The sequence below is a fragment of the Ruegeria sp. CDSC045 genome, assembly GCF_059610725.1.
Genome location: NZ_JBXWOE010000006.1, coordinates 81933 through 96036, shown reverse-complemented (window position 1 = coordinate 96036; position 14104 = coordinate 81933). Strand labels below are relative to the sequence as shown.

Below are 14104 nucleotides of genomic sequence, written 5' to 3'. Positions count from 1 at the left end.
CCGCGACAGGAGGGACAGAGATGCCCGAATTGCAAGGCCAATGTATGTGCGGCGCGGTCACAGTGACTGCCACCCCGGCGAAAGAGTCGTTGGGCGCGTGCCATTGCGACCAGTGTCGCCGCTGGACTAGCTCGATGCTGATAACGTTTCCCGCGCAAGAGGGGTATGCGGCCCTTGGGCCGGTTAAGACCTTTACGTCCTCGGACTGGGCGGAACGCGCGTTTTGTGCCGATTGCGGATCGGCGCTTTGGTACCGGATTACCCTGCCAGGTCAGATGCACGGCCATACCCAAATGGCAGCAGGCCTGTTCGACGACACGGACAACCCGCTGCAACTGGAACTTTATATCGACAAAAAACCCGACGGGTACGCGTTCGCAGGCGAGCGTCGGCAGATGACCAAAGCTGAGGTCGAAGCCATGTACGGCCTGCCGGAAGAAGGAGACAGCCAATGACCAAATATGATGCCGATTGGGTACGGGCCGAAGAAGCCAAACGTCAGTTCATGGCCGAAAACGGTCTCTATTCCGAGGAAGAAGAGCATTCGTCCTGCGGTGTGGGTCTTGTGGTCTCAGTCGATGGCAAGCCGTCACGCAAGGTTGTGGATGCTGGCATCGCCGCGCTCAAGGCGATCTGGCACCGCGGCGCGGTAGATGCGGATGGCAAGACCGGCGACGGCGCGGGTATCCATGTGCAGATCCCGGTTCCTTTCTTCTATGACCAGATCCGTCGCACCGGGCACGAGCCCAAATTGGATCAGCTGATCGCGGTTGGACAGGTCTTTCTGCCCCGCACCGATTTCGGTGCGCAGGAACAGTGCCGGACCATCGTGGAATCCGAAGTGCTGCGCATGGGTTATTATATCTATGGCTGGCGCCACGTTCCGGTTGATGTCACCTGCCTCGGCGAAAAGGCCAACGCGACCCGGCCCGAGATTGAGCAAATCCTGATCTCGAATTCCAAAGGCGTGGACGAAGAGACATTCGAGCGTGAGCTCTATGTCATCCGTCGCCGCATTGAAAAGGCTGCCGCAGCGGCCGGGATTTCCGGGCTGTATCTGGCTTCGCTGTCGTGTCGTTCGATCATCTACAAAGGCATGATGCTGGCCGAGCAGGTCGCGGTTTTCTACCCCGATCTGATGGATGAACGGTTCGAATCCGCCTTCGCCATCTATCACCAGCGCTATTCGACCAACACCTTCCCGCAATGGTGGCTCGCCCAGCCCTTCCGCATGTTGGCCCATAACGGTGAGATCAACACCCTCAGGGGCAACGTCAACTGGATGAAAAGCCATGAAATCCGCATGGCCAGCGGCACCTTTGGCGATTACGCCGAGGATATCAAACCGATCATCGCTGGTGGATCGTCGGATTCTGCCGCATTAGACTCTGTATTCGAAGTTCTTGTACGCGCAGGCCGCTCGGCCCCGATGGCGAAAACCATGCTGGTGCCCGAAAGCTGGTCCAAGCAGGCGGTGGAACTGCCGCAGGCCTGGCGCGACATGTATTCTTACTGCAACTCGGTGATGGAGCCCTGGGATGGCCCTGCCGCGTTGGCCATGACCGATGGCCGCTGGGTCTGTGCCGGTCTTGACCGGAATGGATTGCGTCCGATGCGTTATGTGGTCACTGGAGATGGTCTTGTAATTGCAGGCTCCGAGGCCGGGATGGTCCCGATTGATGAGGCCAGCGTGACCGAAAAGGGCGCGTTGGGCCCGGGCCAAATGCTGGCCGTGGATATGAAAAAGGGCAAGCTGTATCGCGATACGCAGATCAAGAACAAGCTGGCCCGCGCACTGCCATTCGGCGATTGGGTCGGCAAGATCAACGATTTGGACGAGTCTCTGGCTGGAATCACCGAAGCGCCGATCTATGCGGGCGAGGAGCTGCGCAAGCGTCAGATCGCCGCCGGATATTCGATCGAGGAACTGGAGCAGATTCTGGCGCCAATGGCCGAAGATGGAAAAGAGGCACTGGCTTCAATGGGCGATGACACGCCATCGGCTGTTCTGTCGAAACAGTACCGTCCGCTCAGCCATTTCTTCCGCCAGAACTTCAGCCAGGTGACCAATCCTCCCATCGACTCGTTGCGCGAATATCGTGTGATGTCGCTGAAAACCCGGTTCGGAAACCTGAAAAACGTGCTGGATGAAGACAGCAGCCAGACCGAAATTATCGTGCTGGAAAGCCCGTTTGTGGGCAATTCCCAATGGGAAGCACTGGCAGAAAACTTCAATGCCCCATTGGCAGAAATTGACTGTAGCTTTGAAGCCGGACAAGGGGCGCTGGGCGCAGCTTTGGCCCGTATTAGAGCCGAAGCCGAAGAGGCCGTGCGCTCGGGCGCGGGGCATTTGGTGTTGTCCGATATGAATTCAGGTCAGGGTCGCGTGGCGATGCCAATGATCCTGGCAACAAGCGCGGTGCATTCGCATCTGACCCGCAAGGGTCTGCGCACCTTCTGCTCGCTGAACGTGCGGTCGGCGGAATGCGTTGATCCGCATTACTTCGCCGTTCTGATCGGGTGCGGGGCCACTGTAGTCAACGCCTATCTGGCCGAAGATTCTCTGGCCGATCGTATTGATCGCGGGTTGCTGGATGGCAGCCTGACCGAAAATGTCGCGCGGTACCGCGAGGCGATTGACCAGGGCTTGCTGAAAATCATGGCCAAGATGGGGATTTCGGTGATCTCATCCTATCGTGGCGGATTGAACTTTGAGGCCGTGGGCCTCAGCCGTGCCATGGTCGCCGAGTTTTTTCCCGGTATGACCAGCCGGATTTCCGGCATCGGTGTTACGGGTATTCAGTCCAAGGCCGAAGAGATCCATGCCAAGGGCTGGGAAAGCGGTCTGGATGTTCTGCCGATCGGTGGTTTCTATAAGGCGCGGAAGTCGGGCGAAACCCATGCGTGGGAAGCGACCTCGATGCATATGCTGCAGATGGCCTGCAACAAAGCGTCGTATGAGCTGTGGAAGCAGTATTCGGCCAAGATGCAATCGAACCCGCCGATCCATCTGCGCGACCTGATGGATTTCAAACCGCTGAGCAAGCCGATCCCGATTGAAGAGGTGGAATCTATCACCTCGATCCGCAAACGGTTCGTGACGCCGGGCATGTCGCTGGGGGCGCTGTCGCCCGAGGCGCACAAGACGCTGAACGTTGCGATGAACCGGATCGGGGCGAAATCCGACAGCGGCGAGGGCGGCGAAGATCCGGCGCATTTCGTGCCGGAACCCAATGGTGACAACCCCTCGGCCAAGATCAAACAGGTGGCTTCGGGCCGGTTCGGTGTAACCGCCGAATACCTGAACCAGTGCGAAGAGCTGGAAATCAAGGTTGCCCAGGGTGCCAAACCCGGTGAGGGCGGGCAGTTGCCTGGCATGAAGGTCACCGACCTGATTGCGCGCCTGCGCCATTCGACCAAGGGTGTAACACTGATCTCACCGCCGCCGCACCACGATATCTATTCGATCGAGGATCTGGCGCAGTTGATCTATGATCTGAAACAGATCAACCCGCGCTGTAAGGTGACGGTCAAGCTGGTGGCGTCCTCGGGTGTTGGCACGATTGCTGCAGGTGTAGCCAAGGCAAAAGCGGACATTATCCTTATTTCAGGTCACAATGGCGGCACCGGCGCTTCGCCCGCGACCAGCATCAAATACGCCGGTCTGCCGTGGGAGATGGGCCTGACCGAGGCGCATCAGGTTTTGGCGATGAACAACCTGCGGGATCGCGTGACCCTGCGAACCGATGGCGGCTTGCGTACCGGTCGTGACATCGTCATGGCCGCGATGATGGGGGCCGAGGAATACGGTATAGGCACCGCCGCCCTTATTGCGATGGGCTGTATCATGGTGCGTCAGTGCCAGTCCAACACTTGCCCAGTTGGCGTGTGTACTCAGGACGAAAGCCTGCGCGCCAAATTCACCGGTAACGCGGATAAGGTCGTCAACCTGATCACCTTCTACGCGCAAGAAGTGCGCGAGCTGCTGGCCAACCTCGGTGCGCGGTCGATTGACGACATCATCGGTCGGGCCGATCTGCTGGCGCAGGTCAGCCGCGGTTCGGCGCATCTGGATGATCTGGACCTCAACCCGCTGCTGATCACCGTCGATGGTGCCCATAACATCGTCTATAATCGCGACAGAGACCGGAACGCGGTGCCCGATACGCTGGACGCGGAAATCGTGCGCGATGCGGCCCGGTTCCTGAAAGACGGCGAGAAAATGCAGCTGTCTTACGCAGTGCAAAACACGCACCGAACCGTTGGGACGCGGGTTTCCAGCCATATCGTGCAAAATTTCGGGATGCGGAACACGTTCCAGTCGGATCACCTGCACGTGAAGCTGCAGGGCTCTGCCGGTCAGTCGCTGGGGGCGTTTGCAGCGCCGGGACTCAAGCTTGAAGTTTCGGGTGATGCCAATGACTATGTCGGCAAGGGCTTGTCTGGTGGTATGATTGTTGTGCGTCCACCGCAGGTCAGCCCGCTGAAGGCGGATGACAACACCATCATTGGCAACACGGTTCTGTATGGGGCCACGGACGGGTATCTGTTTGCAGCAGGCCGCGCCGGAGAACGGTTCGCAGTGCGCAATTCAGGCGCCAAGGTGGTGATCGAAGGCTGCGGCTCGAACGGGTGCGAATACATGACCGGCGGGGTCGCCGTGATCCTGGGCAGTATCGGCGCCAATTTCGGAGCGGGCATGACAGGCGGCATGGCTTATCTGTACGACCCCGACGGCAAGGCGCAGGCGCTGATGAATATGGAAACGCTGGTGACATGCCCCGTGACCATTGGCCATTGGGAAGACCAGCTGAAATCGCTGATCGAAACCCACCAGGCCGAAACCATTAGCCGCAAGGCTGCGGATATCCTGCAGCACTGGGAGGTCGAGAAGGCGAACTTTATCCAGGTCTGCCCGAAAGAGATGCTGAACAAGCTCAGCCATCCGTTGGCGGTCGAGGCAACAGCGGTTCCTGCAGAGTAATCTGAGGACTAATGAAAATGGCAACCCCGCGTGTCTTTTAAAACACGTGGGGTTTTCTTTTATTGGTCCTAGGTGGTCGTTTGCCTTGTCGAAACGGGCCCAATAAGCCTAGATTTCGTCACTTTTTGTTCGGAAGTTGCGGTTAGGCTGCTTTGCAGTCGTGCGAACGCGTAGGAGTCTGTTAGATGCCAACCACATATCTTGATCAGTTTTATTCGTTTGACCCCGCGAATCCGCCACCGGGCGGTACATCGGTAGTTGTTGATAAATTCAACCTCACCGATGTGGATGACGATGGCGAGATCGACGCGCCCAGCGGGGATACGGTAAACGGCCAGGATGTTACTTCGTCGTGGCCGGGTGATGTTGTTACGATTAACGTGACCGGCGTTGGCAATGTCACCTATACCGGCACGACCTTCTATCTTGCTGACGGAACCCGTGTCTTTACACCAACAGACGGGCAGGTTCTGCAACCGGGCACGTTTGTCTCATCAACCTTTGTCAACACGCAGGGGCCGCTAGATGTTGGCAATCTTGGCCCGCCCTGTTTCACCCCCGGAACGCTGATCGAAACGCCTGATGGCCCGCGTCTTATCGAAGATCTGAAGCCCGGCGATATGGTCATCACATCGGACAACGGTGCGCAGCCGCTGCTTTGGGTGGGGCGGACCACGGTTGAGGCCGAAGGCAAGCTGGCGCCGATCCGGTTTGAGGCTGGCGTGCTAGGGCTGGAACAGCCTTTGATCGTGTCGCCACAGCACCGGATGCTGGTCTCGGACTGGCGGGCGCCGTATTTGTTCGGCTATTCCGAAGTGCTGATCGCAGCGCATTGCCTGGTCAACGGGGATTCTGTTACGCGTGTTGAGGGTGGTCAGATCGACTATATTCATCTTCTCTTTTCGCGCCATGAGATCGTCATTGCAAATGGGGCCAAAAGCGAAAGTTATTACCCGGGGCACGCGCTCTCTCAGTCTGACGCCGAGACAAAGGCTGAAGTTCTGGCCCTGTTTCCCGAATTGCAGACCCGCGACGCGGTCCTGCCAGAAACCGCCCGTCCCGTGATACGTCCGCGCGAGGCGCGCGCTTTGGCGATTTAATCCGTTCCAAACATCGTCGCCGCGTCGTATAGCAACAATATGGCAAAGAAAGCAGCGCGCAAATCGAGCAGTAAGAAAAGTAAAGCGTCGAAGGCAAAGAACCAGACACAATCGCGGATTCGCCGCTGGGTGACCCGCGCGGTATTGGGTCTGGTTGCGTTTGTTGTGGGGCTTGTGGTGCTTTTTTCTGTGGTGAATCCCCCGGTAACCCATACGATCTGGTCTGAATGGCGGCGGCTGGGCAAGGTTCAGCGCGATTGGGTGCCGATTGAACAGATCTCGCCCGTCATGGCGCGATCCGTGGTGGCGGCAGAGGATGCCAATTTCTGCCTGCACTGGGGGTTTGATGTCGATGCCATTCGCGATGCTTTGGAGGAAGGCGGTACACGTGGCGCCTCAACCATCACGCAGCAAGTGGTGAAGAATGTGTTCCTGTGGCAGGGGCGCAGTTGGGTGCGTAAGGCGCTTGAGACATCTCTCACCCCCGTGGTCGAGATTTTCTGGAGCAAGCAGCGCATTCTCGAGGTCTATTTGAACGTGGCCGAGACTGGCGAAGGTGTGTTTGGCGTTGAGGCCGCAGCCCAGCGCAACTTCAATGTGACCGCGGCCCAGCTGTCGCCAGTTCAGGCCGCACGTATTGCCGCAATCCTGCCTTCTCCCAGAAACAGGTCCGTTCGGGATCCGTCGGTCCGCACACGCAGACGGGCTGCCTCGATCCTCGATGGGGCGGCCACCATTCGCGCAGATGGTCGCGCGGATTGTTTCGAGGATTGAAACCCAAGGCCCTGCAAGGCTAAAGCTTGAGTGTAATCACTGGTTCGATTGGAAGCCCATGGCGCGTCTGTTTCATGTTCCCCTGTCCCCCTATTGCCGCAAAGTGCGCCTGTCACTGGCGGAAAAGAAGATTGAGGTTGAATTGGTCGAGGAGAAATACTGGGAGAAAGATCCCGATTTCCTGCGCCGCAACCCGGCCGGAAAAGTCCCGGTTCTGCGTCTGGACGGAAAGATCATGTCCGAAAGCAACGCTATTTGCGAATATATTGAGGAAACCCGGCCCGATCCTGCGCTGATGCCCAAAACGCCCGAGGCGCGATATGAAGTGCGCCGGTTGGTATCCTGGTTTGATGACAAGTTCCATCACGAGGTGACATCCAAACTGGTTTATGAGCGCGTGAACAAGAAAGTTACCGGTCAGGGCTATCCCGACAGTAAGAATGTCAAACAAGGTGCCAAGGCCATCAAGTATCATCTGGATTACATGGCCTGGTTGCTGGATCACCGCCGTTGGCTGGCCGGGGATCAGATGACATTGGCCGATTTTGCGGCTGCGGCGCATCTATCGGCGCTGGACTATATCTCGGACGTAGATTGGAATCGGTCTCAGGCAGTTAAAGACTGGTATGCCAAGATCAAATCCCGACCTGCTTTCCGGTCGATTCTGGCGGATCAGGTTCCTGGGTTCAGGCCGCCCACCCATTACGCAGATCTGGATTTCTGATAGGGTCACGTAAGGGGGGCAGTCTGCCCCCCATCGCGCCTTGGGGCGCGATTCCCCCGAAGGTATTTAGGGCCAGATGAAGAGCGGATCGGGTTTAAAGGATAGGCTGGTGGCACAGGCGCTGAGCGAGGGCTTTGTGTCTTGTCGCATTTGTCGCCCGTGGGATGTCCCCGAAGTGCCCGCCCGGCTGGAGGCGTTCCTGCAGGCCGAATATCACGGGCAGATGGGATGGATGGCCGAGCGGACCCATTGGCGGGGCGATCCGGCAGCGCTCTGGCCCGAGGCGAAATCAGTGATCATGTTGGCCGAAAGCTATACGCCCGACCATGATCCAACCGAGATTCTGGACCACCCCGAGAAAGGGGCGATCTCAGTCTATGCGCAGAACAAGGACTATCACGACCTGGTCAAGAAGCGGCTCAAAAGGTTAGCCCGCTGGTTGATAGCCGAGGCTGGTGGCGAGGTGAAGGTCTTTGTCGATACCGCCCCGGTTCCGGAAAAGGCCTTGGGTCATGCTGCGGGGTTGGGATGGCAGGGTAAGCACACCAATCTTGTAAGTCGCGATTGGGGAAATTGGGCCTTTATAGGGTCTGTTTTTACAACTCTGGACCTACCTTCGGATCAAGCAGAGGTGGATCACTGTGGATCCTGCCGGGCCTGTTTGGCCGCCTGTCCGACAGACGCATTCCCGGCGCCTTATCAGTTGGACGCGCGGCGCTGCATTTCTTACCTGACAATCGAACACAAGGGTCCGGTTGATCATGACCTGCGCGCGAAACTCGGCAATCGGATCTATGGTTGCGATGATTGCCTTGCCGCCTGCCCCTGGAACAAATTCGCAGTCAAGGCCAGTGACATGCGCTATGCAGCGCGTGAGGATCTGAAGGCTCCTCGGCTGGCGGAATTGGCTGGACTGGACGATCCGGAATTTCGAACGAAATTCTCGGGCTCTCCGATTAAGCGGATTGGACGGGACCGGTTTGTGCGAAATGTGCTGTACGCCATTGGCAACTCGGGCCTGCAGGGGTTGATACCGATTGCACAGGATTTGACAGAGGATCCGGATTCAGCCGTGGCAGATGCCGCGCGCTGGGCGGTCAAACAACTCTCCTAGGTGCCGCAAACAGGCTGGACGTGTCGGTGCAAACCGCTAAACCCAATCACAGCGAACAGGAAGGAGAACCCGATGGCGCTGGCTTTGGGGGTTGATACAGGCGGAACCTATACGGATGCGGTGCTGGTCCGGGATGAGACTGTGGTGATTGCTTCAGCCAAATCTCTGACAACACGAGCTGATCTGGCGATTGGCGTCGGCAAGGCGATTTCCGCGGTTCTGACGCAGGCTCAGGTGTCACCGGAGCAGATCTCAATGGCGTCGCTGTCAACGACATTGGCCACGAATGCGCTGGTCGAAGGGCAGGGTGGCCGGGTTGCCCTTGTCTATATCGGGTTCAGGGAAGGAGATCTGGAAAAGCATGGTCTGCGGGATGCTTTGAAAGGGGATCCTGCTTTGGTTGTGGCGGGCGGTCACACGCATGCTGGAACAGAGGCCAGGCCATTGGATGTTCAGGCGATTGAGGCCTTTTTAGACTCTAATTCTGGTATCTCCGGGTTCGCGGTGGCCGGGCAGTTCGCCACCAGAAACCCGGCGCATGAACTTGAGGTCGCCCGCATTATTTCTGATCGGACGGGTGCGCCGGTGACATGTTCGCACCATCTGTCGGCCAAGTTGAATGGCCCAAAACGTGCAGTGACAGCGGTATTGAATGCACGGTTGATTGGCATGATCGACCGCTTGATCGGACGGGCACAGGATCAGCTTGTGACGCTAGGTATTTCAGCGCCAATGATGGTGGTTCGCGGCGACGGAGCGTTGATGAGCGCCGAACAGGCGCGGGATCGACCGATTGAAACGATTTTGAGCGGCCCTGCGGCCTCGATCGTCGGGGCGCGCTGGCTAACGGGAGCCGAGAACGCGCTGGTATCAGATATCGGAGGTACCACGACCGATGTCGCCTTGATCCGGGATGGCAAGCCCGCCATTGATCCAGAAGGTGCCAGGGTTGGCGGCTTTCGCACCATGGTGGAGGCCGTCGCCATGCGGACCCACGGGTTGGGCGGGGACAGTCAGGTACATGTTGTAACCGAAGGGCTGGGCGGCGGCATCTTCCTGGGACCGCGCCGTGTTTTGCCCGTATCTCTGATCGCGTCAGAAGCGCCCGACGAGGTTCACACGGCCTTGGATGCGCAGTTGCGGGCCCCAACCGTGGGTGAACATGACACCCGGTTCGCACGTCTGGTACCGGGTGTTCATGCCGAAGGTCTGGGGGCAAGGGAAACCGCCCTGGTGGATCGCTTGGGGCAGAAGGTCCTGCCGCTGTCTGAATTGCTTAAAACGCGGATGGAGACAGGCGCACTTACTCGTTTGGTGGATCGTGGAATCGTTCAGGTATCCGGCGTGACACCTTCGGATGCCAGCCATGTTCTGGGCCGTTTGGATGCCTGGGACGCAGAGGCTGCACGCAAAGCGCTGGAACTGGTGGCGCGAAAACGGATTGGCACCGGCGATATGCTGGCTGCAACACCGGATCTGTTGGCGCAGATGATCGTTGATCAGTTGACCGAACAGACCTCTTTGACCTTGTTAGAGACCGCTTTTTCAGAAGAAGCCGAGGAGTTCGGCGTTCCGGCACCCGATCTGGCCCGGCATGTTTTGACGCGGAAAGGTCTGGCCGGGCATCGCGGTTTGGTGGCGCTGGACGCGGCACTGAATGTGGATGTGATCGGTCTTGGGGCGTCGGCCCCCAGCTATTACCCCGCAGTCGGGGAAAGATTGCGATGCCGCATGATTTTGCCGGAACACACGGGCGTGGCCAATGCGATTGGAGCGGTTGTTGGCAGGCTGACACTGCGCCGGGCCGGGACCGTCACGGCGCCATCCGAAGGGCGGTACAGGGTGCATCTTGAAGACGGGCCTCAGGACTTTAGCGATTCTGACGAGGCGATGGCGCTGCTGGAATCCATCCTGAGGGCTGAAGCGGAAGGAGAAGTGCGCGGAGCCGGTGCAGAGGATATCCGAGTGATCGTCGACCGGGATATCCGCACCGCCCGTATCGAAGCGCAGGAGGTCTTTGTTGAGGCAATGATCACCGTCGAGGCCAGTGGAAGGCCGCGGGTGGCGTCTGACTAGCCCCAGATCCGGGCCTAATCCTTACTCGGCCGCGTCGCGTTTGGGCAGAACCCAATCCGGGCGCGGGAAATGGCAGGTATAGCCGTTCGGGATGCGTTCAAGATAATCCTGATGCTCGGACTCGGCCTCCCAGAAATCGCCAACGGGTTCCAGCTCGGTCACGACCTTGCCGGGCCAGATGCCACTGGCATTCACATCGGCAATGGTGTCCAGGGCGACCTGTTTCTGGGCGTCATCGACATAATAAATGGCCGAGCGATAGCTCATCCCCATGTCGTTCCCTTGCCGGTTCACCGTAGTCGGGTCATGGATCTGAAAGAAAAACTCAAGCAGATCGCGATAAGTGGTCACGGTAGGATCGTAAAAGATCTCGATTCCCTCGGCATGGGTGCCGTGGTTGCGATAAGTGGCGTTGGGCACGTCTCCACCAGTATATCCGACGCGAGTGCGGAAAACGCCCGGGCGTTTGCGGATCAGATCCTGCATGCCCCAAAAGCAGCCCCCGGCAAGAACGGCGCGATGTTCGGTCATTCGATCTCCTCCACATGAATCAGGAATTCGCCATAGCCCTCGGCCTCCATCTGATCGCGATGGACGAACCGCAATGAGGCTGAGTTGATACAATATCGCAGCCCGCCATGTTCGCGCGGGCCGTCGGGAAACACATGCCCCAAATGGCTGTCGCCATGTTTCGAGCGCACCTCGGTGCGGATCATGCCCAGCGAGGCATCGCGCAGTTCTTCAACATGCTCATGCACGATTGGTTTGGTGAAACTGGGCCAGCCGCAGCCGGATTCGTATTTATGCGCCGAGGCGAACAGAGGTTCACCCGAGACGATATCCACATAGATGCCGGGCTCTTTGTTGTTCAGCAGTTTGCCAGTGCCGGGCCGTTCGGTGCCGCTGTTTTGCGTGACGTGATATTCCTCGGGCGACAATGCGGCGATGGCCTCAGGGGATTTGGTGTAACGGGTCATGGCTCCTCCGGTCGCTTTGGTGGTTCGCATTATAGATGGGGTTTGGCGGCGGAAAGCAAAGGGGGTTTTGCGTTCCTCGCGCTTATGTGTGGGTCAGGCCGGTTTTGCAGCGGGTTGGCGGGACAGTTGCACCGCCAGAATGCCCAGAGTGGTGATCAGCACCCCGACCGCATCCAGCGGCCCCAGTTTTTCCCCCAACAAGATCGCGGCGATGGTGACACCAAAGACCGGGTTGAGAAAGTGAAACGTGGCCGCCCGGGTTGCGCCGATCCGATCCAGCAGCAGGAACCAGATGAACGTGGCCAGAAGGCCGGGAAACAGAGTTGTATAGGTGAAGGCCAGGACCAGCGGCACCGTCAAGTGGATATGAATCGTTTCGAATACCGGTGCTGCAACAAACAGAATGGCCGATCCGACCAGCATCTGTAAGCCAACCACCATCATGAAATTCCCGCCCGATGTCGCCCCACGCACTGCGAGCGTGGCAAATGTCAGCGCAAGCGCTCCAATGCCACAAAGCATGACGCCGAACAGATCAACGCCGTCGCCGATCCGACTGCTCATGATCAGAGCAACACCGGCGAACCCGGCACACAGGCCTACAATTCCAACTGGCCGTAATCTGTCGCCCATAAACAGCCAACTGGCCAAGGCAACCAGCAATGGCATGGTCGAGGCGATGATGGCGGCAACAGAGGCCTCGATTGTTTGCATCGCATAGAAGTTTAGGCCCAAATAAAGGGCATTTTGACATATCCCGAACAGGATGGTGGCATGCCATTGTGACCGCGTCAGCCGCCAGCTTTGGCCAATCGCCCGTGCAATCACGACGCCAATCAAACCCGAGATCAGAAACCGCAGAGCCAGGGAAAACAACGGCGATGCGTCCGCCACGATGATCCGGGCCGAGGTGAAGGCCGAAGACCAGATAAACGCAAATGTCAGCCCCATGGCCATTGCGCGAAAATCCATCGCGACCCCCTGTTCAGATTTTCGCGCACTGTTGACCGAATAAGCGCGCGCCGCAAGCAGTGCTGTTTTTATTGATTGATCAGCCAATAAACTATAACAGCGTCATGAACTGACATTAATGGGAGGATTGTCGGTGCTATTGGAGTACATACTATCATTTGGCGTCTTGCTGGCGTTGGGCCTTGTTGCCTTCTTTGTGGTGAAGTGGTGGAATCTGCGGATCGTCGGCGTAACGCCGGTTCATCTGTTCACCTTCATCGCAATTCTGTTCACATCCGGGTTGGATGTCGGCCTGATCATGTTTCCGCTGACCGAATTCGGCGGCTATGCCGAAGATCCCGCCTATGCGTTTGCCAACCCACTGGCGATCGAATTCGGGTTCTGGGGCTTTCTGATCTGGGCGTTCTACTTTCTGACCGCGTTCTATTTCTGTGTCATCGAGCCGCGCGTGAAGTTCTTTGAAATCCCGCTGGTCAAGCTGATCAACAATGTGGTCATCATCGGCACCTGCGCTTTCACCGCCAGCCTGTTCCTGATCTACCTGCCCGGCTACCTGCCCGAGGTCGGAGACGGCGAGTCGGTGGTCACCACCTTCTATGTCATCGTGTTTGTCGTCATTCTGGCAGCGGCCTATTCTTCGACCGACCTGAAATACGTGCGTATCCTGTCGGTGGGCTCGACCTTTTTGTTCCTGGCACTGATCCTGGGCATGTGGGTTGCTGCGGGCATGGGCGTGAATGGCTTTGTGGAAACCGGAAGCAATGTTGGTGCCTATTTCACCAACCTGCACAAGTTTGTCCTGCCGCTGACAGATTATCACGCCTTCTACCTGTTCTGGTGGTTTGCCTGGTCGATCATGATCGGCCAGTTCACATCTCGCTTTGTAGGTGGGCTGAAGACCTGGCAGCTACTGGCTGCTCTGCTGATCTTTCCGTCGATACCTTTGGCGATCTGGTTCACCGTTCTCTACTATTACCACCTGAACGGCATCAGCACTGCAGGCATCACCAACATTGCGATGGTGATTGTGGGCGTGACCTTCGTGATCAACTCACTGGATTCGTTGATCAGGCTCTATACGGACAACCTGAACATGACAGTCGCCCGCTTTGGTAAAGCGATCTATGTGGCGGGCAATGTTGTGCTGCTGTTCGTCCTGACCTTGCTGTTCCAAAGCCAGTGGTTGCAGATCCAGTGGATCGGCGCAGTTGTTGTCGGCCTCTATCTGGCCTGTGTGGTTTATATCCTGATCACCAAGCGCAAAGAGGTGCTGAGCATCAATGGGATGCCCGAAGACCGTGATCTGGATTTCCACAAGGTCGAGACGGTTCACTGATCAACATCGAGAAGAAGCTAATACGGGCGCCTCGGTGCCCGTTTTTT

The 14104-nt window shown here is 57.8% G+C and carries 11 protein-coding genes; 8 read left to right on the top strand and 3 right to left on the bottom strand.

What is annotated here, in order from left to right:
- Positions 1–20 precede the first annotated feature (20 nt).
- From AC2FH6_RS12275 to AC2FH6_RS12245, 7 genes are all read left to right on the top strand, one after another.
- Positions 21–455 (top strand): GFA family protein, encoded by a 435-nt coding sequence (locus tag AC2FH6_RS12275; protein ID WP_496702850.1) that lies wholly within the window; start codon positions 21–23, stop codon positions 453–455.
- Positions 452–4984 (top strand): glutamate synthase large subunit, encoded by a 4533-nt coding sequence (gene gltB / locus AC2FH6_RS12270; protein ID WP_496702848.1) that lies wholly within the window; start codon positions 452–454, stop codon positions 4982–4984. The genes AC2FH6_RS12275 and gltB overlap by 4 nt, the downstream gene beginning before the upstream one ends.
- A 185-nt stretch (positions 4985–5169) precedes the next feature.
- Positions 5170–6084 carry a Hint domain-containing protein gene (locus AC2FH6_RS12265; protein ID WP_496692636.1) on the top strand — a complete coding sequence of 305 codons (915 nt, stop codon included), beginning with the start codon at positions 5170–5172 and terminating at the stop codon, positions 6082–6084.
- 39 nt (positions 6085–6123) lie between these two features.
- Positions 6124–6858, top strand: a complete 735-nt coding sequence (mtgA, locus tag AC2FH6_RS12260; protein WP_496702846.1) for a monofunctional biosynthetic peptidoglycan transglycosylase — start codon at positions 6124–6126, stop codon at positions 6856–6858.
- Positions 6859–6916: 58 nt separating this feature from the next.
- Entirely contained in the window at positions 6917–7582 is a 666-nt protein-coding gene (fzlA, locus tag AC2FH6_RS12255; RefSeq protein WP_496702844.1) for an FtsZ-binding protein FzlA, read from the top strand.
- A gap of 76 nt (positions 7583–7658) precedes the next feature.
- Positions 7659–8696: a tRNA epoxyqueuosine(34) reductase QueG gene (gene queG, locus AC2FH6_RS12250; protein WP_496702842.1), complete on the top strand. Its 1038-nt coding sequence runs from the start codon at positions 7659–7661 to the stop codon at positions 8694–8696.
- A gap of 72 nt (positions 8697–8768) precedes the next feature.
- Entirely contained in the window at positions 8769–10772 is a 2004-nt protein-coding gene (locus tag AC2FH6_RS12245; protein WP_496702840.1) for a hydantoinase/oxoprolinase N-terminal domain-containing protein, read from the top strand.
- Between the two features lie 21 nt (positions 10773–10793).
- Here the strand turns inward: AC2FH6_RS12245 and msrA are convergent, their stop codons facing one another.
- The 3 genes from msrA to AC2FH6_RS12230 form a co-directional block, all read right to left on the bottom strand.
- Positions 10794–11303: a peptide-methionine (S)-S-oxide reductase MsrA gene (msrA, locus tag AC2FH6_RS12240; RefSeq protein ID WP_282022325.1), complete on the bottom strand. Its 510-nt coding sequence runs from the start codon at positions 11301–11303 to the stop codon at positions 10794–10796.
- Positions 11300–11749, bottom strand: coding sequence for a peptide-methionine (R)-S-oxide reductase MsrB (gene msrB / locus AC2FH6_RS12235; RefSeq protein WP_496692641.1), 450 nt, complete (start codon positions 11747–11749; stop codon positions 11300–11302). The genes msrA and msrB overlap by 4 nt, the downstream gene beginning before the upstream one ends.
- Before the next feature lie 93 nt (positions 11750–11842).
- Positions 11843–12721 (bottom strand): DMT family transporter, encoded by an 879-nt coding sequence (locus AC2FH6_RS12230; RefSeq protein ID WP_282022323.1) that lies wholly within the window; start codon positions 12719–12721, stop codon positions 11843–11845.
- 139 nt (positions 12722–12860) lie between these two features.
- Between AC2FH6_RS12230 and AC2FH6_RS12225 the strand changes: the two genes are divergently transcribed.
- Positions 12861–14057, top strand: a complete 1197-nt coding sequence (locus tag AC2FH6_RS12225) for a BCCT family transporter (RefSeq protein ID WP_496699288.1) — start codon at positions 12861–12863, stop codon at positions 14055–14057.
- Positions 14058–14104 lie beyond the last annotated feature (47 nt).

Coding starts and splice junctions, on each gene's coding strand:
- queG (WP_496702842.1), top strand. CDS start 7,659: ATGAAGAGCGGATCGGGTTTAAAGGATAGGCTGGTGGCACAGGCGCTG.
- msrA (WP_282022325.1), bottom strand. CDS start 11,303: ATGACCGAACATCGCGCCGTTCTTGCCGGGGGCTGCTTTTGGGGCATG.
- msrB (WP_496692641.1), bottom strand. CDS start 11,749: ATGACCCGTTACACCAAATCCCCTGAGGCCATCGCCGCATTGTCGCCC.
- AC2FH6_RS12265 (WP_496692636.1), top strand. CDS start 5,170: ATGCCAACCACATATCTTGATCAGTTTTATTCGTTTGACCCCGCGAAT.
- fzlA (WP_496702844.1), top strand. CDS start 6,917: ATGGCGCGTCTGTTTCATGTTCCCCTGTCCCCCTATTGCCGCAAAGTG.
- gltB (WP_496702848.1), top strand. CDS start 452: ATGACCAAATATGATGCCGATTGGGTACGGGCCGAAGAAGCCAAACGT.
- AC2FH6_RS12245 (WP_496702840.1), top strand. CDS start 8,769: ATGGCGCTGGCTTTGGGGGTTGATACAGGCGGAACCTATACGGATGCG.
- mtgA (WP_496702846.1), top strand. CDS start 6,124: ATGGCAAAGAAAGCAGCGCGCAAATCGAGCAGTAAGAAAAGTAAAGCG.
- AC2FH6_RS12275 (WP_496702850.1), top strand. CDS start 21: ATGCCCGAATTGCAAGGCCAATGTATGTGCGGCGCGGTCACAGTGACT.
- AC2FH6_RS12230 (WP_282022323.1), bottom strand. CDS start 12,721: ATGGATTTTCGCGCAATGGCCATGGGGCTGACATTTGCGTTTATCTGG.